This window comes from Pseudomonas sp. TE31087 (genome assembly GCF_057284075.1).
In genome coordinates this window covers 2671278-2693026 of record NZ_JBXVNN010000001.1, presented here as the reverse complement: position 1 = coordinate 2693026, position 21749 = coordinate 2671278, and the positions used below count along the sequence as shown (strand labels likewise).

23 protein-coding genes and 1 pseudogene are annotated in these 21749 nt (G+C 67.2%); 12 read left to right on the top strand and 12 right to left on the bottom strand.

All coding sequences use genetic code 11. The features are described 5' to 3' along the window. The first annotated feature begins 20 nt into the window (after positions 1–20). Positions 21–722: an orotidine-5'-phosphate decarboxylase gene (pyrF, locus tag ACZ899_RS12095; RefSeq protein ID WP_232856420.1), complete on the top strand. Its 702-nt coding sequence runs from the start codon at positions 21–23 to the stop codon at positions 720–722. Between the two features lie 100 nt (positions 723–822). Here the strand turns inward: pyrF and ACZ899_RS12090 are convergent, their stop codons facing one another. Further along, positions 823–1824, bottom strand: coding sequence for an NADP-dependent oxidoreductase (locus tag ACZ899_RS12090; protein ID WP_050704626.1), 1002 nt, complete (start codon positions 1822–1824; stop codon positions 823–825). Between the two features lie 176 nt (positions 1825–2000). Here ACZ899_RS12090 and ACZ899_RS12085 point away from each other — a divergent pair, with 176 nt between their 5' ends. Further along, positions 2001–2762 (top strand): SDR family oxidoreductase, encoded by a 762-nt coding sequence (locus tag ACZ899_RS12085; protein WP_110736592.1) that lies wholly within the window; start codon positions 2001–2003, stop codon positions 2760–2762. 4 nt (positions 2763–2766) lie between these two features. Here the strand turns inward: ACZ899_RS12085 and ACZ899_RS12080 are convergent, their stop codons facing one another. Continuing rightward, the gene (locus tag ACZ899_RS12080; RefSeq protein WP_234562880.1) at positions 2767–3942 is read right to left on the bottom strand and encodes an MFS transporter; all 1176 of its coding nucleotides are present in this window, start codon (positions 3940–3942) and stop codon (positions 2767–2769) included. A gap of 123 nt (positions 3943–4065) precedes the next feature. Here ACZ899_RS12080 and ACZ899_RS12075 point away from each other — a divergent pair, with 123 nt between their 5' ends. From ACZ899_RS12075 to ACZ899_RS12065, 3 genes and pseudogenes are all read left to right on the top strand, one after another. Beyond that, positions 4066–5463, top strand: coding sequence for an aminotransferase-like domain-containing protein (locus ACZ899_RS12075; RefSeq protein WP_234562879.1), 1398 nt, complete (start codon positions 4066–4068; stop codon positions 5461–5463). A gap of 115 nt (positions 5464–5578) precedes the next feature. Then, positions 5579–6613, top strand: a pseudogene (locus tag ACZ899_RS12070) (methyl-accepting chemotaxis protein); the annotation flags it as partial. 33 nt (positions 6614–6646) lie between these two features. Beyond that, positions 6647–7519 carry a methyl-accepting chemotaxis protein gene (locus ACZ899_RS12065; protein ID WP_442800083.1) on the top strand — a complete coding sequence of 291 codons (873 nt, stop codon included), beginning with the start codon at positions 6647–6649 and terminating at the stop codon, positions 7517–7519. Positions 7520–7616: 97 nt separating this feature from the next. On the opposite strand, the gene ACZ899_RS12060 is transcribed toward ACZ899_RS12065, so the two are convergent. Beyond that, positions 7617–8807, bottom strand: coding sequence for a benzoate/H(+) symporter BenE family transporter (locus ACZ899_RS12060; RefSeq protein ID WP_234562877.1), 1191 nt, complete (start codon positions 8805–8807; stop codon positions 7617–7619). A gap of 144 nt (positions 8808–8951) precedes the next feature. On the opposite strand from ACZ899_RS12060, the gene ACZ899_RS12055 reads away from it, so the two are divergent. Next, positions 8952–9554, top strand: a complete 603-nt coding sequence (locus ACZ899_RS12055) for a glutathione S-transferase family protein (protein WP_110736600.1) — start codon at positions 8952–8954, stop codon at positions 9552–9554. Between the two features lie 169 nt (positions 9555–9723). On the opposite strand, the gene ACZ899_RS12050 is transcribed toward ACZ899_RS12055, so the two are convergent. The 5 genes from ACZ899_RS12050 to ACZ899_RS12030 form a co-directional block, all read right to left on the bottom strand. After that, positions 9724–10095 (bottom strand): glutathione S-transferase N-terminal domain-containing protein, encoded by a 372-nt coding sequence (locus tag ACZ899_RS12050; protein ID WP_232856413.1) that lies wholly within the window; start codon positions 10093–10095, stop codon positions 9724–9726. A gap of 57 nt (positions 10096–10152) precedes the next feature. Continuing rightward, positions 10153–10698, bottom strand: coding sequence for a GTP cyclohydrolase I FolE (gene folE / locus ACZ899_RS12045; RefSeq protein ID WP_110736603.1), 546 nt, complete (start codon positions 10696–10698; stop codon positions 10153–10155). Between the two features lie 69 nt (positions 10699–10767). After that, a complete protein-coding gene (locus tag ACZ899_RS12040) occupies positions 10768–11328 on the bottom strand; it encodes a Smr/MutS family protein (protein ID WP_232856412.1) in 561 nt (186 codons plus the stop codon). 222 nt (positions 11329–11550) lie between these two features. After that, complete coding sequence (locus ACZ899_RS12035) at positions 11551–11871, bottom strand: hypothetical protein (RefSeq protein WP_203647603.1); 321 nt, start codon at positions 11869–11871, stop codon at positions 11551–11553. An 88-nt stretch (positions 11872–11959) separates the two neighbouring features. Continuing rightward, positions 11960–12550 carry a cysteine hydrolase family protein gene (locus ACZ899_RS12030; RefSeq protein ID WP_050704637.1) on the bottom strand — a complete coding sequence of 197 codons (591 nt, stop codon included), beginning with the start codon at positions 12548–12550 and terminating at the stop codon, positions 11960–11962. A 179-nt stretch (positions 12551–12729) separates the two neighbouring features. On the opposite strand from ACZ899_RS12030, the gene prmB reads away from it, so the two are divergent. Next, on the top strand, positions 12730–13638 hold the full coding sequence (prmB, locus tag ACZ899_RS12025) for a 50S ribosomal protein L3 N(5)-glutamine methyltransferase (protein WP_198742723.1): 909 nt from the start codon (positions 12730–12732) through the stop codon (positions 13636–13638). Positions 13639–13808: 170 nt separating this feature from the next. Here prmB and ACZ899_RS12020 read toward each other — a convergent pair whose 3' ends face one another. Beyond that, positions 13809–14591 (bottom strand): hypothetical protein, encoded by a 783-nt coding sequence (locus tag ACZ899_RS12020; protein WP_186712823.1) that lies wholly within the window; start codon positions 14589–14591, stop codon positions 13809–13811. 151 nt (positions 14592–14742) lie between these two features. Then, positions 14743–15702, bottom strand: coding sequence for an alpha/beta hydrolase (locus ACZ899_RS12015; protein ID WP_234562876.1), 960 nt, complete (start codon positions 15700–15702; stop codon positions 14743–14745). 193 nt (positions 15703–15895) lie between these two features. On the opposite strand from ACZ899_RS12015, the gene aroC reads away from it, so the two are divergent. From aroC to ACZ899_RS12000, 3 genes are all read left to right on the top strand, one after another. Next, a complete protein-coding gene (gene aroC, locus ACZ899_RS12010) occupies positions 15896–16981 on the top strand; it encodes a chorismate synthase (RefSeq protein WP_234562875.1) in 1086 nt (361 codons plus the stop codon). A gap of 128 nt (positions 16982–17109) precedes the next feature. After that, on the top strand, positions 17110–18264 hold the full coding sequence (locus ACZ899_RS12005; RefSeq protein WP_234562874.1) for an MFS transporter: 1155 nt from the start codon (positions 17110–17112) through the stop codon (positions 18262–18264). Beyond that, on the top strand, positions 18264–18800 hold the full coding sequence (locus ACZ899_RS12000) for an oxidase (protein WP_234562873.1): 537 nt from the start codon (positions 18264–18266) through the stop codon (positions 18798–18800). The genes ACZ899_RS12005 and ACZ899_RS12000 overlap by 1 nt, the downstream gene beginning before the upstream one ends. Positions 18801–18880: 80 nt before the next feature. Here the strand turns inward: ACZ899_RS12000 and ACZ899_RS11995 are convergent, their stop codons facing one another. Further along, positions 18881–19153 carry a DUF3509 domain-containing protein gene (locus ACZ899_RS11995; protein ID WP_028691763.1) on the bottom strand — a complete coding sequence of 91 codons (273 nt, stop codon included), beginning with the start codon at positions 19151–19153 and terminating at the stop codon, positions 18881–18883. A gap of 268 nt (positions 19154–19421) precedes the next feature. Here ACZ899_RS11995 and ACZ899_RS11990 point away from each other — a divergent pair, with 268 nt between their 5' ends. Together ACZ899_RS11990 and ACZ899_RS11985 are read left to right on the top strand one after the other, a co-directional pair. Further along, a complete protein-coding gene (locus tag ACZ899_RS11990; RefSeq protein ID WP_198742729.1) occupies positions 19422–19943 on the top strand; it encodes an ankyrin repeat domain-containing protein in 522 nt (173 codons plus the stop codon). Positions 19944–20003: 60 nt separating this feature from the next. After that, a complete protein-coding gene (locus ACZ899_RS11985) occupies positions 20004–20534 on the top strand; it encodes a hypothetical protein (RefSeq protein ID WP_234562872.1) in 531 nt (176 codons plus the stop codon). Between the two features lie 213 nt (positions 20535–20747). Here ACZ899_RS11985 and ACZ899_RS11980 read toward each other — a convergent pair whose 3' ends face one another. Next, positions 20748–21686, bottom strand: coding sequence for a ZIP family metal transporter (locus tag ACZ899_RS11980; protein ID WP_234562871.1), 939 nt, complete (start codon positions 21684–21686; stop codon positions 20748–20750). Between the last annotated feature and the right edge of the window lie 63 nt (positions 21687–21749).

Below are 21749 nucleotides of genomic sequence, written 5' to 3'. Positions count from 1 at the left end.
CTTGCCAAGAGACCCTGCCCATGTCCGCCTGCCAGACGCCCCTGATCGTCGCCCTGGATTTCCCCACCCGTGACGCCGCCCTGAAGCTGGCCGACCAGCTCGACCCCGCCCTGTGCCGGGTCAAGGTGGGCAAGGAACTGTTTACCAGCAGCGCCTCAGGGATAGTCGAAACCCTGTGCGGCAAGGGCTTCGAAGTGTTCCTCGACCTCAAGTTCCACGATATCCCCAACACCACCGCCATGGCGGTCAAGGCCGCGGCCGAGATGGGTGTGTGGATGGTCAACGTGCACTGCTCCGGTGGCCTGCGCATGATGTCGGCCTGCCGTGAGGAGCTGGACAAGCGCAGCGGCCCGCAGCCGCTGCTGATCGGCGTGACCGTGCTGACCAGCATGGAGCGCGAGGACCTGGCCGGCATCGGCCTGGATGTCGACCCGCAGGAGCAGGTGCTGCGCCTGGCGGCGCTGGCGCAAAAAGCCGGCATGGACGGCCTGGTGTGCTCGGCACTGGAAGCGCCGGCACTGAAGGCGGCGCACCCGTCGCTGCAGTTGGTGACCCCAGGTATTCGCCCGGCGGGCAGCGCCCAGGATGACCAGCGCCGGATTCTGACCCCGCGTCAGGCACTGGACGCCGGTTCCGATTACCTGGTGATCGGGCGTCCGATCAGCCAGGCGGCCGATCCGGCCAAGGCACTGGCTGCCGTGGTGGCTGAAATCCGCGGTTGAATCAGGGATCGTGGGAGCGGGCTTGCCCCGCGATGGCGCCAGCCCAGGCAATCGCCATCGCGGGGCAAGCCCGCTCCCACAAAGCGCCTGGCTGCTGATCTCAGACCTTCAACACCAGCTTGCCGAAATTCTCCCCGCTGAACAGCTTGAGCAGCGTCTCGGGGAAGGTCTCCAGCCCCTCCACCACATCCTCCTTGCTCTTCACCTTGCCGCTGGCCAGCCAGCCGGCCATTTCCTGCGCGGCCTTGCCGTATTCCTTGACGTAGTCCATCACCACGAAGCCTTCCATGCGCGCACGGTTGACCAGCAGCGACAGGTAGTTGGCCGGGCCCTTGACCGCTTCCTTATTGTTGTACTGGCTGATGGCGCCGCAGATCACCACCCGGGCCTTGAAGTTCAGGCGCGACAGCACGGCATCGAGGATATCGCCGCCGACGTTGTCGAAGTACACATCCACGCCATTGGGGCATTCACGCTTGAGGCCGGCCAGCACGTCCTCGGCCTTGTAGTCGATGACCCCGTCGAAGCCCAGTTCGTCCAGCAGGTACTGGCACTTCTGCGCGCCACCGGCGATACCCACCACGCGGCAGCCCTTGAGCTTGGCGATCTGCCCGGCAATGCTGCCGACCGCGCCGGCGGCGCCCGAGATCACCACGGTTTCGCCGGCCTTGGGTTGGCCGACATCGAGCAGGGCGAAGTAGGCGGTCATGCCGGTCATGCCCAGGGCGGACAGGTAGCGGGGCAGGGGCGCCAGGCGTGGATCGATCCGGTGCAGGCCCTGGGGTTCGCCGGTGAAATAATCCTGCACGCCAAGGGCACCGCTGACATGGTCGCCGGGCTTGTAGTCCGGGTGATTGGAGCTGACCACCTCGCCGACGCCGAGGGCGCGCATGACCTGGCCCAGGCCCACGGGTGGGATATACGACTTGCCTTCGTTCATCCAGCCGCGCATGGCCGGATCCAGCGACAGGTAGAGGTTCTTCACCAGCACCTGGCCTTCCCCCGGCTCGCTGGCGGGCACCTGCTCGTAGGTGAAGTCGTCACGGCGCACGGCGCCGACCGGGCGGCGGGTCAGCAGGAAGCGGCGGTTGGTGTGGGGCATGGCGAGTTCTCCTGAACGAGTGTGAGGGGCTGATGATCGGCGGGTTGAATGGGCCGCGTCACGCAAGATCACCGCGAACGATAGTAGTCCAACCGTGCCCTTGATGATGCTGCCCAGCCCGGCGGTGCCCTGACTAGACTCAGCCACGACTTCCCATCCTTTTGCAGGAGCCAGTGATGAGCATGACTTTCTCCGGCCAGGTTGCCCTGGTCACCGGTGGCGCGGCGGGTATCGGCCGGGCAACGGCCCAGGCATTCGCCGCCGAGGGGCTCAAGGTGGTGGTGGCCGACCGTGACGCGAGCGGGGGCGAAGCCACCGTGGCGCTGATTCGCCAGGCTGGCGGCGAGGCGCTGTTCGTCGCCTGCGACGTCACCCGTGACAGTGACGTGCGCCAGCTGCACGAGCAGGTCATCAAGGCCTATGGCCGCCTCGACTACGCCTTCAACAACGCCGGTATCGAGATCGAGAAGGGGCGGCTGGCGGAGGGCAGCGAGGCGGAGTTCGATGCGATCATGGGGGTCAACGTCAAGGGTGTGTGGCTGTGCATGAAGTACCAACTGCCCTTGCTGCTGGCCCAGGGCGGCGGCGCCATCGTCAACACGGCCTCGGTGGCCGGCCTGTCGGCGGCACCGAAGATGAGCATCTATGCGGCATCCAAGCATGCGGTGATCGGCCTGACCAAGTCGGCGGCCATCGAGTATGCGAAGAAGGGCATTCGGGTCAACGCGGTGTGCCCGGCGGTGATCGATACCGACATGTTCCGCCGCGCCTACGAGGCCGATCCGCGCAAGGCCGAGTTTGCCGCGGCGATGCATCCGGTCGGGCGCATCGGCAAGGTCGAGGAGATCGCTAGCGCGGTGCTGTACCTGTGCAGCGATGGCGCGGCGTTCACGACGGGGCACAGCCTTACCGTCGATGGCGGCGCCTTGGCGATCTGACCGACTAATTCGACCCATGTGGGAGCGGGTTCACCCGCGAAGAGGCCCGCGAAGACGTCCTCAAAACCAATGCCACGGCGGCACAGCCCACCAGCAGGACGCCGCCGAACACTCCCAGCGCCATGCGCGAGCCGAGCCGGTCACTGAGCAATCCGGTAAAGATCACCGGCAGGCTGAACCCCAGGTAGGCGAGCAGGAAGAACCCGGCACTGGCCCGGGTCTTCTCGCTCCCGGCCAGCTCGTTCACCGCCGCCAATCCGCCCAGGTAGATAAAGCCATAGCAGGCGCTGCTCGCAGCCACGGCGCCCAGTAGCACACCCACCAGATTGCCACTGTCGGCCCCCCAGGCCAGCAGCGCGTAGCTGCATGGCAGGATCAGCAGCCCCAGCAAGGTCGCCTGGGCACTGGCCAGGCGCCGGGCCAGCGGCTGGAACAGCAAGCCGCAACTGATCACACAGAAGGTCGAGAACCCCGACCAGGCGCTCAGCCCGTGCTGACGCAGGATCCCCGGGAGCAGGGCAATCACCAGCCCGACACAGGCCCAGGCCAGCAGGATCGCCAGGCCATAAGCCAGGCTGCCGGCGGGGTAGCAGGGCAGGCGCAGCATGGCGCTGCGCTGCGCCGGGCGAGGGTCGGGCAGGCGCCAGACCAGCAGCAGGGCGACGGCGGCCAATGCCAGTTGCAGGTGGAAGCTGCCGGGGGTGAGGGTCGGCCCGCGCAGCAGGAACAGGCTGGTCAGCGCCGCGCCCAGGCCGAAGCCGAGCGACGTGCTGGCGGTGACCCAGGTGGCGGCGCGGCCACTGGCGTCCGGGGCCATCAGCTCGCTCATGTAGGCGGTGGCGGTGGCCGAGGCGAGGCCTGTGCCCAGCCCCAGGAACAGGCGCGCCAGGCCCAGCATCTGCAGGCTCGGCGCCAGCAGCATGAGCAGCGTCGCGACCATCGACAGGGCCAGCGCGACCAGGATCATCGGGCGACGACCCACCCGGTCGGCCAAGCCGCCAAGGGCCAGCAGCACCGGCAGCACGCCGAGCACATAGCCGGAAAAGGCCACGGCGGTTGCCGCCGCGCCTTGCCCGGACTGGTCGGCGTAGGTGATGTACAGCGGGGCCTGCAGGTTCACCGCCAGGGTGATCAGGCACAGGGCGAAAGCCAGCAGGGCTGGGGCGTGACAAGTGGGCATCGGGGCGGATCCGCAAGGCAGTGGCTGTGGTTGGCAGCATCGGCCTTTGCACAGGTGCTCGCCAAGGCACACTCGCGGGGCATTTATGCTTAACTGTTTGCCTGAAAACAGCGAACACTTGCCATGCATTTTCATCTTGATCGTGACCTTCCCACCCCCTTGGTCCAGCAGCTGACTGAGCACCTGCAGGCCTGGATCGAACAGCAGCGCCTGCGCCCCGGCGCGCGCCTGCCGTCGATCCGCGCGCTGGCCAAGGCGCAGTCGGTAAGCGCCTCGTGCGTGATCGAGGCCTACGACCGCCTGGCGGCCAACGGCTGGCTGGAGGCGCGACATGGCGCGGGCTTCTTCGTCGCCGAGCGCAAGCCGGGCTTGCGGCCCGACCCCGACGAGCCCTGGGGCGAGGCAATCGACGGCAGTTGGCGGCAGTTTCGCGAAGGGCATGAACAATTGCTCAAGCTCGGCTGCGGCTGGCTACCGGTGGCCTGGCGCGCCGAAGCCGAGCTGGCCCAGGCCATCCGCCAGGTCAGCCGCGGCGCGCCCGAGGCGCTGTTCGACTACTGCCCGCCCCAGGGCCTGGCCAGCCTGCGCCTGCAACTGCACAAGGGGCTGGCGCGGCTGGATATTGCCGCCGAGCCGGAGCGGATCCTCACCACCCAGGGCGCCAGCCATGCCCTCGACCTGCTGGTGCGGACCTTGCTGAAACCGGGCGACACGGTGCTGGTGGAGCGCCCCGGCTACTACAACCTGTACAACTTGTTGCGCGTGCACGGTGTACACATGCTCGAGGTGCCGCGCACCGCCATTGGCCCGGACCTGGTGGTGCTCGAGCAGTTGCTGGCCGCGCACCAGCCCCGTTGCCTGTTCATCAACAGCCTGTACCAGAACCCGACCGGTACCTGCCTGACGCCCAAGGTCGCCTACCGCCTGCTGGAGCTGGCCCGCGAGCATGACCTGCGGATCGTCGAGGATGACCTGTACGCGGACTTCCAGGACGGCCCGGCCACGCGCCTGGCGACCCTCGACAGCGAGCAGCGGGTAATCTATCTGGGCAGTTTCTCCAAGACCCTCAGCAGTTCGTTGCGGGTCGGCTATCTGGTGGCCGACCCACCGTTGATCGCCCGCCTGGCCGAACTGAAGATGGTGGCCGGCATTGGCACTTCGCGCTTCGCCGAGCAGGTGGTCGGGCAGATGCTCGCCAATGGCGGCTACCGCAAGAGCGTGCAGCGCTTGCGGCTGCGCCTGGGGCAGCACCGGGCCAGGACGCTGGGGCAACTGGAGGCCTGTGGCTGGGAGGTGTTCTGTGAGCCGGTCGGCGGCATGTTCGTCTGGGCCCGGGTGCCCGGACGCGACTTTGCCGAGCTGGAGCGATTGGCGCTGGAGCATGCGGTGTTGCTCACCCCGGGCAGCGCTTTCGATCCGCAGGGGCGGGCCAGTGACTGGCTACGGATCAATGTCGCCTATGGGCAGGATTCCCGGGCCCAGGCGTTCTTCCGGCATGCAGGGCGACCTTTGGCGGTCTGAAAGCGACACGCTCATAGCTAAATGACACCATTCGCGCACGCGGCCCTTGTGACCAGGTCGGCGCCAATTGTCACTCTTGTCGCCGGCGGAGGGCCAAAAAGCGAGGAGGGCGGTGATGACGGCGACCAAGCACGGTGTATTGGCCAACCTGGGCATGGCGCGCAAGCTGGGCCTGGGTTTTGCCCTGGTGTTGCTGCTCACTCTGGTGGTGGCCGCCATCGGCGTATACGCCCTGGCCAACGTCGGCCAGCGCTTCGAGGGGCTGCGGCAGATGGCCCAGTTCAACACCGACCTGTTGAAGCTGCGCCAACATGAGCAGGCCTTCGCCCTGCGTTCGGATATCAAGGAGGCCGATGCCCTGCGCATGGGCCTTCAAGGGCTGGTGGAGCGGGCCCGCGCCGCGCCTGCGCTGACTTCCGCCGAGGCCGACCTCAGTGCCTACGGGCAGGCCTTCGACCAGTTCGTCCAGGCGGTGCAGGCCAAGGAGCTGGCGCTGGACATGGCCAGCTGGTCGGTATCGAGCGTGGCCAACAACCTCGATGTGCTGCAGGCCGGCCTGGCCGACGATGGCACCTACACCCTCAAGCAGTCCCAGGGCCAGCAAGGCGGCGAGTTCCTTGAGCAGGCCGGACAGGTGGCGCAGGTGTCGCGGCTGATGCTGCAGGCCATGGACGAGGCCCGGGTGCGCCTGGAGCAGAGCCGCAAGGGCGGCGAAGCTGTTGCCGAGGGGCGCATCGCCCAGACGGTGGAGGCCGCCGGCCTGGTGGACCAGCTCAAGTCGGCGGTGACCGATGCCGGCTACCAGAGCGTGCTGGGCGAAGTGGCCGGGCATATCGCCAGTTTCTCCGAGAAGCTCAACGAGTACACCGACCTGCTGGGCCAGGAGCGGGGTATCAAGGATCAGTTGCAGGCCCGGGCCGAGCAGGTCACCACGCGGGTCGACCAGGCCTACCTCGCCCAGGAGCAGGCCATGCAGGCGGAGCTTGCGCGCAACACCGTGGCCATCGCCGCGGCCACGGCCCTGGCACTGCTGGTGGGCGTGCTGGCGGCCTGGTTGATCACCCGGGCCGTGGTCGCGCCGCTCAAGCGGGTGATCAGCCGTGCCCGGCGCATAGCCGCGGGCGAGCTGGGGATCGAGGCCGAGCCGCCGCGTGCCGACGAGGTCGGTCAGCTGCTGCAGGCCATGCAGCAGATGGCCGAGGGGCTGTCCGGCATCGTCAGTGGCCTGCAGCAGGGCATCGATCAGCTGGCCGGCAGCGCCCAGGCCTTGTCGGCGGTCACCGAGCAGACCAACCGCGAAGTCGGTAGCCAGAAGGATGAGACCGAGCAGGTGGCCACTGCCATGCAGCAGATGACCGCCACCGTCCATGACGTGGCGCGCAACGCCGAGCAGGCGGCCCAGGCGGCACAGGATGCCGACGACAAGGTCGAGTCGGGGCAGCAGGTGGTGCGCCAGAGCATGCAGCGCATCGAGCAGCTGGCGGTGGCAGCCGAGACCGCCAGCAGCGGTATCGACAGCCTCAGCGCCGAGATCCATACCATCGGTGACGTGCTCGAGGTGATCAAGAGCGTGGCCGAACAGACCAACCTGCTGGCGCTCAACGCGGCGATCGAGGCGGCCCGGGCCGGCGAGCAGGGGCGTGGCTTCGCCGTGGTGGCCGACGAGGTGCGCGCCCTGGCCCGGCGCACCCGGCAGTCCACCGAGGAGATCGAACGGCTGGTCGCCAGCCTGCGCGGCAACGCCCAGCAGTCGGTGACGCAGATCCGTGGCAGCACCGAGCTGGTGCGCCTGGCGGTGGCCGACACGCTGAAGACCGAGAGCGCCCTGGGCAGCATCGCCGCGGCGGTGTCGTTGATCCAGCAGATGAACCAGCAGATCGCCGCGGCGGCCGAGCAGCAGAGCTCGGTCGCCGAGGAGATCAGCCGCAGCGTCACGCAGATCCGTGGCAGTGCCGACCAGGCGGCGCTGGCGATGGAGGACAATGCCCGCTCAAGCGTCGAGTTGGCGCAGCTGGGCAATGACCTGAAGGGGATGGTGGGGCACTTCAGGCTGTGATTGGCTGTGGCGGCCCTATCGCGGGGCAAGCCCGCTCCCACGCATGCCCGCTCACGGGGTCTGGGCGTGGGAGCGGGCTTGCCCCGCGATAGCGTTGTCAGCCCCTGCGCGGACTGAGAATCAGCAAGGTCAGCACCCCCGCCACGATTCCCCAGAACGCCGAGCCGATCGAGAACAGGGTGAAGCCCGACGCCGTGACCATGAAGGTGATCAGCGCCGCCTCGCGCTCGCGTGCCTCGCCCATGGCCACGCTCAGGCCGTTCATGATCGAACCGAACAGCGCCAGGGCGGCGATCGACAGCACCAGCTCCTTGGGCAGGGCGCCGAACAGCGCCGCCAGGGTCGCGCCGAAGGTGCCGGCGATACCGTAGAAGATCCCGCACCAGACCGCTGCCGTGTAGCGCTTGGCCGGGTCTTCATGGGCATGCGGCCCGGTGCAGATCGCCGCGCTGATCGCCGCCAGGTTGATCCCGTGGGAGCCGAACGGCGCCAGCAGCAGCGAGGCGAACCCGGTGGCCGAGATCAGCGGCGAGGCCGGCACCTGGTAGCCGTCGGCGCGCAGCACGGCGACGCCGGGCATGTTCTGCGAAGTCATGGCCACCACGAACAGCGGGATGCCGATGCTGATGGTCGCCGCCAGCGAGAAGCTCGGCGTGGTCCACACCGGGGTGGCGATCTCCAGCTGGAAGCCGCTGAAGTCCAGCAGCCCCAGGGCGCCGGACAATGCCGTGCCGACCAGCAACGCGGCCAGCACGCAGTAGCGCGGTGACAGGCGCTTGACCAGCAGGTAGCTGAAGAACATCCCCAGCACCAACACCGTGCGGTGCTGGGCGGCGACGAAGATCTCGCTGCCGATCTTGAACAGGATCCCGGCCAGCAGGGCCGAGGCGAGCGAAGCGGGGATGCGCCGCACCAGGCGCTCGAAGCTGCCGGTCAGGCCGCACACCAGCACCAGCACGGCGCAGGTGATATAGGCACCGATGGCCTCGCCGTAGCTGACGCCACCGAGGCTGGTGATCAGCAGCGCCGCGCCGGGTGTCGACCAGGCCACGGTGACCGGGGTACGGTAGCGCAGCGACAGGCCGATGCTGCACACCGCCATGCCGATCGACAGGGCCCAGATCCACGACGAGATCTGCGCGCTGGTCAGGCCGGCGGCCTGGCCGGCCTGGAACATCAGCACCAGCGAGCTGGTATAGCCGGTGAGCATGGCGATGAAGCCGGCGACGACCGCCGACGGGGAGCTGTCCGCCAGCGGCCGCAGGCGCGCGGAGGTGGCATCGGTCATGGGGAATTCCTTGTGCAGGTGTAAGCAGTTTTTTCAGGCTACCGTGCAATGGCGTGATCCTTGCCATACAGCAGGCATTGCATTTAGCCGTACAGTCGCCAACTATGGGGTATTACTGCGCAACTGCGTGAAAGGGGAGGGGCGATGTACAAGGTGTATGGGGATTACCAGTCGGGCAACTGCTACAAGGTCAAGCTGATGCTGAGCCTGCTCGACCGCCCGTATGAGTGGCACCCGGTGGATATTCTCAAGGGCGAAACCGAAACGCCCGAGTTCCTGGCCATGAACCCCAACGGCAAGGTGCCGGTGCTCAAGCTCGAGGACGGCACCTGCCTGTGGGAGTCCAACGCGATTCTCAACTACCTGGCCGATGGCAGCGAGTTCCTGCCCAGCGAACCACGCCTGCGTACCCAGGTGCTGCAGTGGCAGTTCTTCGAGCAGTACAGCCACGAGCCGTACATTGCCGTGGCGCGTTTCATCCAGTTCTACCTGGGGCTGCCGCAGGACCGGCTGGAGGAATACAAGGGGCTGCACAAGGGCGGCTACAAGGCGCTCAAGGTGATGAACAAGCAGCTGGAAATGACGCCCTACCTGGTTGGCGAGCAGTATTCGATCGCCGATGTGGCGTTGTACGCCTATACCCATGTGGCGCACCAGGGCGGTTTCGACCTGGCGGGTTACCCGGCCGTGCAGGCCTGGCTGGCGCGGGTGGCCAGCCATCCACGGCATGTGCCGATGGTGGATTGACTCGCTGTCGCCCCGCCTTTGTAGGAGCGGCCTTGCCGAGGCGTCGGACCGGCCGGAAAGGGCCGCAATGCGGCCCCGGCGATTGAGGCGTCGACGCTGAGACCGGGGGCTGCTGCGCAGCCCTTTCGCGGCACAAGGCCGCTCCTACAGTGTGGGGCGTGCGTGCGGGTCAGACCGCCGCGAAGCGTTTGTCCAGATAGGCAATGATGTCCTTGGATTCATACATCCAGGTCACCTTGCCGTCCTCCTCGATCCGCAGGCACGGCACTTTCACCCGGCCGCCGCCTTCGAGCAGCGCCTGGCGGTGCTGGGCGTCGTTCTTGGCATCGCGCAGTGCCACCGGCACGTTCAGGCGGTGCAGGGTGCGGCGGGTCTTCACGCAGAACGGGCAGGCATGGAACTGGTACAGCGCCAGACCCTTGGTCTGCTGCTCGACCTGGGCCTGGGCCGCGGCATCGCGCTGCTTTTTCGCCGGGCGGCTGATCCAGTCGCCGAACACGATTAGCTGGCCGAGGCCGACCCGCAGGGCTTTGACGATCATGGGCAACTCCTGAAATGAAAAAGCCGACCCATGGGGTCGGCTCGGGATACAGGCCGATCACTTGATCAGGCTGAGGAACTCGCTGCGGGTGGAGGCGTTGTCGCGGAACTCGCCGAGCATCACCGAGGTGAGCATGGTCGAGTTCTGCTTTTCGACACCGCGCATCATCATGCACATGTGCTTGGCTTCGATGACCACCGCCACGCCCGCGGCGCCGGTGACCTGCTGCACGGCCTCGGCGATCTGGCGGCTGAGGTTTTCCTGGATCTGCAGGCGACGGGCGTACATGTCGACGATCCGCGCCACCTTGGACAGGCCCAGCACCTTGCCCTTGGGCAGGTAAGCCACGTGGGCCTTGCCGATGAACGGCAGCATGTGGTGTTCGCACATCGAGTACAGCTCGATATCCCGGACTAGCACCATTTCGCTGTTGTCGGAGGTGAACAGCGCGCCGTTGGTGACTTCTTCCAGGGTTTGCTCATAACCGCGGCAAAGGTACTTCATGGCCTTTGCGGCCCGCTTGGGCGTGTCGAGCAGGCCCTCGCGGGAGACGTCCTCGCCGATCTGGCTGAGAATCGCGGTGTAGTTCTGTTCCAGGGACATGGATCTACCTGTGGGATTTTTCGCAAAGACGAAGGGTACGGCGGCGACGGCGGCGCTGCAAGCGCGATGTCACTCGTCGCGCCCTTCGAGCATGGTTCGCTTGAGCATCACGTACACCGCGCCGGTGCCGCCGTGGCGGGCCTGGCACGAGGCAAAACCGAGCACTTGCGGGTGCTGGCGCAGCCAGGTGTTGACGTGGCTCTTGATCATCGGGCGCTTGCCGTCCAGGCGCGCGGCCTTGCCGTGGGTGACGCGCACGCAGCGCACTTCGAGCTTGGTCGCCTCGGCGATGAAGGCCCACAGCGTCTCGCGGGCCTTCTCGACGCTCATGCCGTGCAGGTCGAGGCTGCCCTCGAAGGCAATCTGGCCGAGCTTGAGCTTGCGGATCTGGGTTTCCTGGACGCCGTCGCGGCGCCACATCAGTTCGTCCTCGGCGCCGACGTCGATGACGAACTGGTCGGACAGGCCGTCGATCACCAACGCCTGGTCGCTGCGGATGGTCGCCGCCTGGCGCAGGCCGGCCAGCTGCTTGCGGTCGGCCTTTGGTTTGCCGACTTCGGCGCGGTCGTGCTTGATTGGCTTGACGCCCTGCACTTGGCTGCGGAAGAGGGAAAAGTCGTCGTCTTGCATGGTGCCTCCACGTGGGCGGCGTAGTTTACGCGACTGCGCGTCGGCGTGAAGCCCTGAGCTGCGCGCGGTTTGTGTAGGAGCGGCCTCGTGCCGCGAAAGGGCCGCAAAGCGGCCCCGGCGATCCATGCATCGAAGCGGAAATCCTGGGGCTGCTTTGCAGCCCTTTCCGGCCGGTCCGACGCCTCGGCAAGGCCGCTCCTACAGGGGGGCGGTATAAATCTGTCAGTCGTGCTTCTTCATCAGGTGCGGCGACAGGTTCAGCTCGCGGCCACGGCGCAGGCGGATGCGGCTGCGTCGCCAGACGCGCACGCCGATCCACAACAGCAACAACCCGACCACGACGAGAATCGCCGACAGCGGGCGGTTGGCATTGAGCTCGGCGAGCGCGGCGTAATTGCCCAGCAGGCCGGCGAAACCGGCCATGGCGAGCAAAATGCCCAGGGTGGCCAGCAGCACCGAGAAAGCGGCGGAAACCCGCGCGCCCCAGTTGCTTGGCTCGCGCTGGCGCAGGCGCTTGGCATCGAAACTGCCTTTGAGCTTCATTCGAATTCCTCAGGATCTGGTAGAGCTGATCCGGATTTCGACCTGCGGGTCACCTCGGGGTTCCGCCCGTCCGCCGGGCGGTCGTGGCTCAGACCAGGCTGGCGGTGGGGGCGACGCAGGCGAAGTTGTCGGCCATCACGGCCATCTCGCACTGGTGGATCTGCGCGGCGGGGATCACGGTGTCCTTCAGGGCCAGATCGCGGGTCGCCGAGGCGTCTTCCACCAGGGTGCAGCGATAACCATAGTCCTTGGCGCGGCGTACGGTGGTGCTGACGCTGGAGTGGCTCATGAAACCGCAGACGATCAGGTCCAGCGGGCCGAAGGCCTGCAGCGTCTCGTGCAGCTTGGTGTTCTTGAAGGCGTTGGGCATGCGCTTGTCGATGATGGTTTCACCGGCCAGTGGCTCCAGGCCCGGGATGAACTCGCCGGCCGGCCCCTGGGGGTCGAAGCGACCGCCGACGGTGCCGAGGTGGCGCACGTGGATGATCGGGCGACCGGCCTTGCGGGCGGCATCGAGCAACCTGGCAATGTTCGCCACGGCCTCGTCCATGCCCGACAGCGCCAGCGGACCGCTCAGGTATTCCTTCTGCGCGTCGATGACGATCAGGCTGGCTTGGCCCAGCTTGGCCGGCGGGTAGTCGCGGCCAGTGAGGCGGAACATCGTGGTTGGAACGGACATCAAGGGCTCCTTGGGTAGGGCTTTTGTACGCCTATTGTCCCTTGCCTTGACGCCAATGTGAATGGTTGACAGCGCAGACAGCGTGGTTGCTGGCTTGTGGCTATCGGTTTGGCTATCAGAGGAAACAAATGTGCGGTGTGGGCTGTTAGACTTTTGTCCTGTCTGAAAAGGAGTACCCCGTGATCACATCCCGCCTGCGCACCCTGCGCGACCATATCCGCTGGGCGGTCAGCCGCTTCCATGAGCATGAACTGTTCTTCGGCCACGGTGCCGACAACGCCTGGGACGAAGCTCGCCTGCTGGTGCTCGGCGCGGTGCACCTGCCCTGGGAGGTGGCCGACAGCTACCTGGACTGCGCGCTCGAGGATGACGAAACGGTACGCCTGCAGCACCTGCTCAAGCGCCGTATCGAAGAGCGCGTGCCCACCGCCTACCTGCTGGGCGAGGCCTGGTTCTGCGGCATGTCGTTCATCGTCGACGAGCGGGTGCTGGTACCGCGCTCGCCCATCGGCGAGTTGATCGAGAAACGCTTCGAGCCGTGGCTGGCCGGCGAGCCTGCGCGCATCCTCGACCTGTGCACCGGCTCAGGCTGCATCGGCATTGTCGCCGCCGAGGTGTTCCAGGATGCCGAGGTAGTGCTGGCCGACCTGTCCTTCGACGCGCTGGAGGTGGCCAACCAGAACATCGAGCGCCATGGCCTCGATGAGCGGGTGTACACCGTGCAGGGCGATGGTTTCGCTGGCCTGCCGGGGCAGCGCTTCGACCTGATCCTGTCCAACCCGCCGTATGTCGACGCCGAGGATTTCGGCGACATGCCGGCCGAGTACCATCACGAGCCCGAGCTGGGCCTGGCCTGCGGCAACGATGGCCTGGACCTGGTGCGGCGCATGCTGGCCGAGGCGGCCGACCACTTGACCGACAAGGGCCTGATGATCGTCGAGGTGGGCAACAGCCAGGTGCATGTCGAGTCGCTCTATCCCGAGGTGGACTTCGCCTGGCTGGAGTTCGAGCGCGGTGGCCACGGGGTGTTCATGCTGACCGCCGAGCAGTGCCGGCAGCATCAGGAGCTGTTCAAGGCGCGGGTCTGAAGGATTCACACCGCCCCCTGCTGTAGGAGCGGCCTTGCCGAGGCGTCGGACCGGCCGGAAAGGGCTGCGTAGCGGCCCCAGGATATCAGTGTTGATGCAAAGATCGCCGGGGCCGCTTTGCGGCCCTTTCGCGGCACGAGGCCGCTCCTACACGGATCGCGTAGGGCAGGTCAGCGGGTGGCGATCCAGATCAGCAACCCGGCCTGGAACACCGCGAACGCCACCAGGCAGGTGATGGTGAAGCGCAGGCCGCTGTCCTCGCGGCGGTACTTGGCCACCCGCTCGTCACGCTCGCGCAGCTGGGCTTCCTTCTCCATCAGGTTCTGCTCGGCCTGCTGCAGCATGCCGGCGGCCTCGAGGTTGTCCACGCGCTGCACCTTCTCGGTGTTCCAGCCGCCCTTGAGCTGGCCCACCGGGGTTTCCACCACGCGCCCCTTGAGCAACTGGCCGTCGGTGTACTCCACCGCCAGGCCGACGCTGCTCAGCACATGGTCGCGGCGCAGGCGGGTGTCTTCGTTCAGGGCGTCCTTGTTCGGCAGGCTCATGCCCTCGACCCGGTAGTGCGAGCAACGCTGCTGCAGCCACTGCACCGCCTGCGCCAGCAGGTAACGGCCAAGGCCACGGTTCAGCGGCTCCAGCTGCAGGCCGGCCGCGTCGCCGATACGTACCGTGCGCGCTTCGTGGTCGACGCGGATGTCCAGCTGGTTCTGTTCCTTGCGCACCTTCTGCCCCGGCAGGCGGATTTCCATGCGCAGCAGGCTGTGGGCCTTGTCGTGGCGCTCGGCGTAGCCGAACTGGACGAAACGCAGCGGGCGGGCGCCGCTGTTGCGGTCGGTCGGCAGCGGCGCCAGGCGCAGCAACTGGAAGTGCTCGGCGGCAAGGTCCGCCCAGGGCAGCGGGGCGCTTTCCGGGGCTTGTTCTTCGGTCGCCTCGGCGGCGGGGGCATCGGTCATCAGGGAATCCTCAGGTGCACGGCGGCCGGGTGCCGGTACCTGCAAGGACATCGCAGATGTGGGCTTGCCCGCGATCGGGGCGCGCATGCCCCCGGATCACTGCCTTCTTAGCCGCGTTATCGGCAGGCCGGGCCAATACCTGAGGGCGCTTTCAGGCCTGCGGCAGCCCGTGGATGAACAGGACGATGCGCTCCCCCAACTCACGGGCCAGCGGTAGTTCGGGATTGCGGTAGCTGTCACGCTGCTGGCCCATCTCCCGGGGGCTGATGCGCAGCATGTGGTTCATGCCGTCGATCAGCGCCAGCTGGGCGTCGGGCTTGGCGGCCTTGAGGCGCTCGGCGTCGGCCACCTCCACCTGGATGTCGTTGCGGCCCTGGACGATCAGCGCGGGCACCGTGAGCCGGGCGAATGCGGCCGCCGGGTCCTGGTGTAGCAGGGTGATCAGATACGGCTGCACGCTGGGGCGAAATACCTGGCGCAGCGGGGCGGGCACGTCGAGGCTGGTCTGCCCGGCCTGCAACCGGTCGATCAGTGCCACGCCACCGGCCAGTTGCGCCGGAGGCAGGCGCTGGGCCAGTTGTTCACGCAGCACGTCGGCCACCGGCCGGCCGCTGCCGGCCAGGGTGATCACCGCGCTGGCGCCGGCCTGCTCGGCGGCCAGGCTGGCGATCAGCGCGCCTTCGCTGTGGCCGACCAGGATCAGCGGACCGAAGCGCGGGTCCTGGCGCAACGCGCGCCCCCAGGCCACCACGTCGGCGACATAGCGTTCGACGCTGAGGTCGCGTTCGTCGGGGGTGGCCGGCTGGCTGGCGGCCACGCCGCGCTTGTCGAAGCGCACGCTGGCGATGTGCTCGCCGGCCAGCAGCAGGGCCAGGCGCTTGAGGTTGTCGATGCGTCCGGAGGCAGGGTTGTTGCCATCGCGGTCGGTAGGGCCGGAGCCGGCGATGATCAGCACCACCGGTGGCGGGGTGGTTTGCTGGGGCAGCAGCAGGCTGCCGTGCAGCACGCCCTGGCCGGTGTCCAGGTCGATGGGGCGTTGCAGTACGGTGGGCGCGGCCTGGGCGAGGCTGGCGCAGAACAGCAGGAGCAGGGCGGCGAGGCGCGACTTCATGGACGGGGTACTACATGGGAAGTTGAGCGTTCGACCTTACGTCACCGCGAAGGTTCGCCGAACTCATGGTCCCGGCAAAACCGTTTCGTGGGAGCGGGCTTGCCCCGCGATAAGGCCCGCACGGCCCCCAAATCCCTGTTGTTTTCCGTATACTGCCGCTTTCGACCACTTCAGGCAGATTCGCGGAGCGTCCATGTCCGGCAATACCTACGGCAAGCTGTTCACTGTCACCACCGCTGGCGAGAGCCATGGCCCGGCGTTGGTCGCCATTGTCGACGGCTGCCCGCCAGGCCTGGAAATCTCCCTCGCCGACCTGCAGCACGACCTCGATCGGCGCAAGCCCGGCACCAGCCGGCACACCACCCAGCGCCAGGAGCCGGATGAAGTGGAGATCCTCTCCGGCGTGTTCGAAGGGCGTACCACCGGCTGCTCGATCGGCCTCTTGATCCGCAACACCGACCAGAAGTCCAAGGACTATTCGGCGATCAAGGACCTGTTCCGCCCGGCCCACGCCGACTACACCTACCACCACAAGTACGGCATCCGCGACTACCGCGGCGGTGGCCGCAGCTCGGCGCGCGAGACCGCCATGCGCGTGGCGGCCGGCGCCATCGCCAAGAAGTACCTGGCCACCCAGGGCATCCGCGTGCGCGGCTACATGAGCCAGCTCGGCCCGATCGAGATCCCGTTCAAGACCTGGGACTCGGTCGAGCACAACGCCTTCTTCAGCCCCGACCCGGACAAGGTGCCGGAGCTCGAGGCCTACATGGACCAGCTGCGCCGCGACCAGGACTCGGTGGGGGCGAAGATCACCGTGGTCGCCGAAGGCGTGATGCCGGGCCTGGGCGAGCCGATCTTCGACCGCCTCGACGCCGAGCTTGCCCATGCGCTGATGAGCATCAACGCGGTCAAGGGCGTGGAAATCGGCGCCGGCTTTGCCAGCGTCGCCCAGCGTGGCACCGAGCACCGTGACGAACTGACCCCCGAGGGCTTCCTCAGCAACAATGCCGGCGGCATCCTCGGCGGTATCTCTTCGGGCCAGCCGATCGTCGCTCACCTGGCGCTCAAGCCGACCTCGAGCATCACCACCCCGGGCCGTTCGATCGACGTCGACGGCAACCCGGTCGAGGTGATCACCAAGGGCCGTCACGACCCGTGCGTCGGCATCCGCGCCACGCCGATCGCCGAGGCGATGATGGCCATCGCCTTGATGGATCACCTGCTGCGCCACCGCGCGCAGAATGCCGATGTTCGGGTAGATACGCCGGTCTTGCGTTGATCGACTCATCCTGGGGCCGCGTTGCGGCCCATCGCGACACAAGGCCGCTCCCACAGGGGACATGCGATTCCTGTGGGAGCGGCCTTGTGTCGCGAAAGGGGCGCGCAGCGCCCCCACGGGGTTGACGCATGCCCCCGATCCCCTACTGGCGCCTCTCCAGCTTCTACCTCTTCTACTTCGCCCTGCTCGGCTCCACCGCGCCGTTCCTGGCCCTGTACTTCGATCACCTGGGCTTCTCCCCGGCGCGCATCGGCGAGCTGGTGGCCATCCCCATGCTGATGCGCTGCGTCGCTCCCAACCTGTGGGGCTGGCTGGGCGACCGCAGCGGCCAGCGCCTGCTGATCGTGCGCCTGGGCGCGCTGTCGACCCTGGCGACCTTTTCGCTGATCTTCTTCGGCAAGAGCTATGCCTGGCTGGCGATGGTCATGGCCCTGCACGCGTTCTTCTGGCACGCGGTGCTGCCGCAGTTCGAGGTGATCACCCTGGCTCACCTGCACGGGCAGACCGCGCGCTACAGCCAGGTGCGGCTGTGGGGCTCGATCGGTTTCATCCTCACCGTGGTTGGCCTTGGGCGCCTGTTCGAATGGCTGAGCCTGGATATCTACCCGGTGGCGCTGGTGGTGATCATGGGCGGGATCGTCGCCGCCAGCCTCTGGGTGCCCAACGCGCAACCCGTGGAGCAGACCGAACGGCGCGGGGCAGGGGGCTTCCTCGCGCAGGTACGGGCGCCCGGCGTGCTGGCCTTCTACGTGTGCGTGGCCCTCATGCAGCTCAGCCACGGGCCGTACTACACCTTCCTCACCCTGCACCTGGAGCACCTGGGCTACAGCCGCGGCGCCATCGGCCTGCTGTGGGCGCTCGGGGTGGTGGCCGAGGTACTGGTGTTCATGGCCATGAGCCGGATCTTCGCCCGGTTCTCGGTGCGCAAGGTGTTGCTGGCGAGCTTCCTGCTGGCCGCCGTGCGCTGGCTGTTGCTGGGCAACCTGGCCGATATCCCGGCGGTACTGGTGTTCGCCCAGGTGCTGCACGCGGCCACGTTCGGCTGTTTCCACGCCGCAGCCATCGCCTTCGTCCAGGCCAGTTTCGGCGCCCGCCAGCAGGGCCAGGGCCAGGCGCTGTACGCGGCGCTCTCGGGCACCGGTGGCGCGCTGGGCGCCTTGTACTCGGGCTACAGCTGGAAACTGCTGGGCCCGCACTTCACCTTTGGTATGGCCAGCGTCGCGGCACTCGCGGCAGCCGTTATCATTGCCTTCCGACTCAAAGACAGCAGGAACCACCCCTGATGAGCATCCTCAGCGTATTCGACCCGTCCAGCCCGGAACTGCCGCACAAGGTGCTGACCCACCACGACGACATCGCCGCGACCCTGGCCGAGCAGGGCGTGCGCTTCGGCCGCTGGCAGTCCGGCGCGCGCCTGCGCCCGGGCAGCAGCCAGGATGAGGTGGTCGCTGCGTGCCGTGGGCCGCTCGACCAACTCATGACCGCCCATGGCAGCCGGGTGTTCGGCGTGCTCAGCCGCGATGGCGTCGACCCGAGCCAAGCTGACCTGCGCGACGAGCACGTGCATGACGGCGAGGAAGTGTTCGCGCTGATCAGCGGGCGCGGCCAGGTCAGCCTGCGCCTGGGGGATGCGGTGTACGCCGTGCTGTGCGAGAAGGACGATGTGCTGGTGGTGCCGGCCGGCATGCGCCGCTGGCTGGACCTGGGCGACACGCCGTTCTGCCTGGCCCTGCGTCTGTTCGCCAGTGACTCGGCGGTGCAGCCGCGGTTCACCGGCGATGCCACGGCCCGGCAATTTGCCGGACTCGACGAATACTAAGGGAATTGGCTCGCGGGGCCGCCTCTGCTCACGTCGTCCGTGGGTGAGCGCAGGCGTGCCCCGCGAAGAGGGTTGCGCAATCAGCGGTAGGTCGGCAGGGCGAAGCGTTGCTGGCTCTGCAGCATCGAGATCACCGGCAGCTCGCTCGGTTGCCCGGCCAGGTCGCGGCGGATGGCGCTGATTGCCCAGGACAGTTGCTCGGCGCTGTGCAGCTGCGCGTAGGTCAGCACGCGGCGGGTAACCACGCCGTCGCTGGCGCGCAGGGTCAGCAGGACACCACCGTCCGGACGCGGCTGGGTGGTGACCTGGTAGGCGGCGAAGACCGAGGCGAATTTTTCCTGGATGAGGTCCATATCAACTCCTGACTGTTGTACTGGCAGACTTGAGTTGAAGATTGCAGCGACCGTGCCAGCCTTTACTTTTAAAAAAATCCTTTAAATTCAATTATTTGAATTTGATTTTATAAGGTCTCGCATTGCAATCTGCACGCCCGTGCATTTTGCACAGTGCATTTTGCACGGTCATAGCCTGGCTCTCTGCCGCCGATAGAATCTGAACCTTGGACCGCTCGCCGCTGCCTGATGGACACTTGGCCCATTGCCAGATGCCAGGAGGTTCCCGATGTCCGATCACCAGCCCGCCACCATGACCGCCGAAGAAACCGCGGCCTTCGCCGAGGAGGTCTTCGAGCGCGCCCGCCGCGGCGACGCGACCATGCTCGGTCGACTGCTCGATGGTGGCCTGCCCGCCGACCTGCGCAACCACAAGGGCGACACCTTGCTGATGCTGGCCAGTTACCACGGCCACCACGACGCCGTGCGGGTGCTGCTGGCCCATGGCGCCGATCCGCTGATCGCCAATGACAACGGTCAGTTGCCCATGGCCGGCGCTGCCTTCAAGGGCGACCTGGCGATGATCCGCCTGCTGCTCGAGCACGGCGTGCCGGTGGATGCCGCCGCCGCGGACGGCCGCACCGCGCTGATGCTGGCGGCGATGTTCAACCGCCTGGAGATCATCGACTACCTGCTGGCCCAGGGGGCCGATCCGGCACGGCGTGACGCGGCCGGCGCCACCGCGCTGGCGGCCGCGCGGACCATGGGCGCGGTGGATGCCGCCGCACGCCTGGAGGCGAAGGCCGGCTAACCCTTCGGGGGCGTTTGCGGCTATCCTTGGCGCCTTTCACGTCAACCCGCAGGGCCCCCCATGAAAGACCAGTTGCTCGAACTCATCCGCCTCATCGGCGCCGGCTGCATGCGCGATGAGGAGATCGAGCGCATCGCCGCCGAGGCCGCCCAGGCCTACGCCGACCCCGCCGCCTTCCTCGCCGCCAACCCGGACATCAACTACGACGACAGCTTCCCGTTCCCGCTGGGCGAATGGGTGGTGGTCGGCAGCCTGCCCGATACCGTGCTGTTCCAGGCCGACAGCTACCAGGACCTGTTCCAGCAGATCAGCGACTCGTTCGACAAGAGCGTGCCGTTCACCCTCAAGTCCAAGCAGCTGGCGCGCACCGAGGCGCTGACCGCGCTCAACCGCATCCAGGTGCAGATGGGCGCGCTGAACAAGGAGGCCGGGGGTTACGTGCTGTTGAACTTCAGCCAACTGCTCGATGACGAGCTGCAGATGGTGATGGTGGGGCAGAACGACCTGGCCCGTGTGCTGGCGTTGGGCGAGGCCGTAGGCATCAAGGTGGAGCCGGCGCTGGAGGCGCTGAAGGTGGCGGTGCACGTCTAAGCAACGATTCCACTTTAAGAGATCGCCCAGCCCTTCGGGCTACGCTGTCGCGCAGGGAATTATCCCCTGTGGGAGCGGCCTTGTGTCGCGAAAGGGCCGCAAAGCGGCCCCAGATTCCGAGCCACCATCAAAATTGCTGGGGGCTGCTGCGCAGCCCTATCGCGACGCAAGGCCGCTCCCACAGGGATTGCGGATGGCCTGAGGATTTGTGCCTCAACCCAGCGCGGTATCGAGAAACATCATCACCGCGAACCCGCCCATCAGCCCCAGCGTCGCCGCGGTCTGGTGCCCATTGCGATGGGTCTCCGGAATTACCTCGTGGGATACCACGAAGATCATCGCTCCCGCCGCCAGGCCCATGCTGATCGGGTAGGCCAGGGCGAAGCCGGTGGAAATGCCCAGGCCGATCACCGCGCCCAGCGGCTCCATCAGGCCCGAACCGATCGCCACCATCATCGCCTTGAAGTTCGACAGCCCCGTGGCGCGCAGGGCCAGGGCCACGGCCAGGCCTTCGGGGATGTCTTGGATGGCGATGGCGCTGGTCAGCGGCAGGCCGATGTTCATGTCGCCGTTGGCGAAGCTCACACCGATGGCCATGCCCTCGGGCAGGTTGTGCAGGGTGATGGCCAGCACGAACAGCCACACCCGGCTGACCCGCTCGGCCTGCGGGCCACAAGGGCCGGTGCTTTCATGCTCGTGCGGGGTGAAGCGGTCCAGGCCGAGCATCAGTAGCACCCCGAGGCCCATGCCCAGGACCACGGTGAAGGCCGCCGCCGGGCCGTTGCCGGTGATTTCGCGGGCGGCGTCCAGGCCCGGCAGGATCAGCGAGAACGAACTGGCGGCGAGCATCATGCCGGCGGCAAAGCCCAGCATCACATCCTGGGTGCGGGCGTTGACGTCGCGCAGGATCACCGCCAGCACCGCGCCCAGGGCGGTGGCGCCGAAGCCCGACAGCCCACCGAGCAGGGCCAGGTGCAGGTTGTCGGCGTGGTCACCGTTGACCGCGTTCCACAGGCTCGCCAGCAACAGCGCGGCGACGGCCAGCAGGCTCAGGGCCAGGCCGGCGCTGAGCCAGGGCGTGGCCAGGGCCTGTTGCCGCCAGGCGCTGAGCATTGAGTCGGGGACGGCACTTTGGGTGTGGGCAGGGGGCATGCGAACCTCGGGGCAGTGAATGACAGCAGTCTATCCACTGACCCGTACGCCCGGCCAAGGATT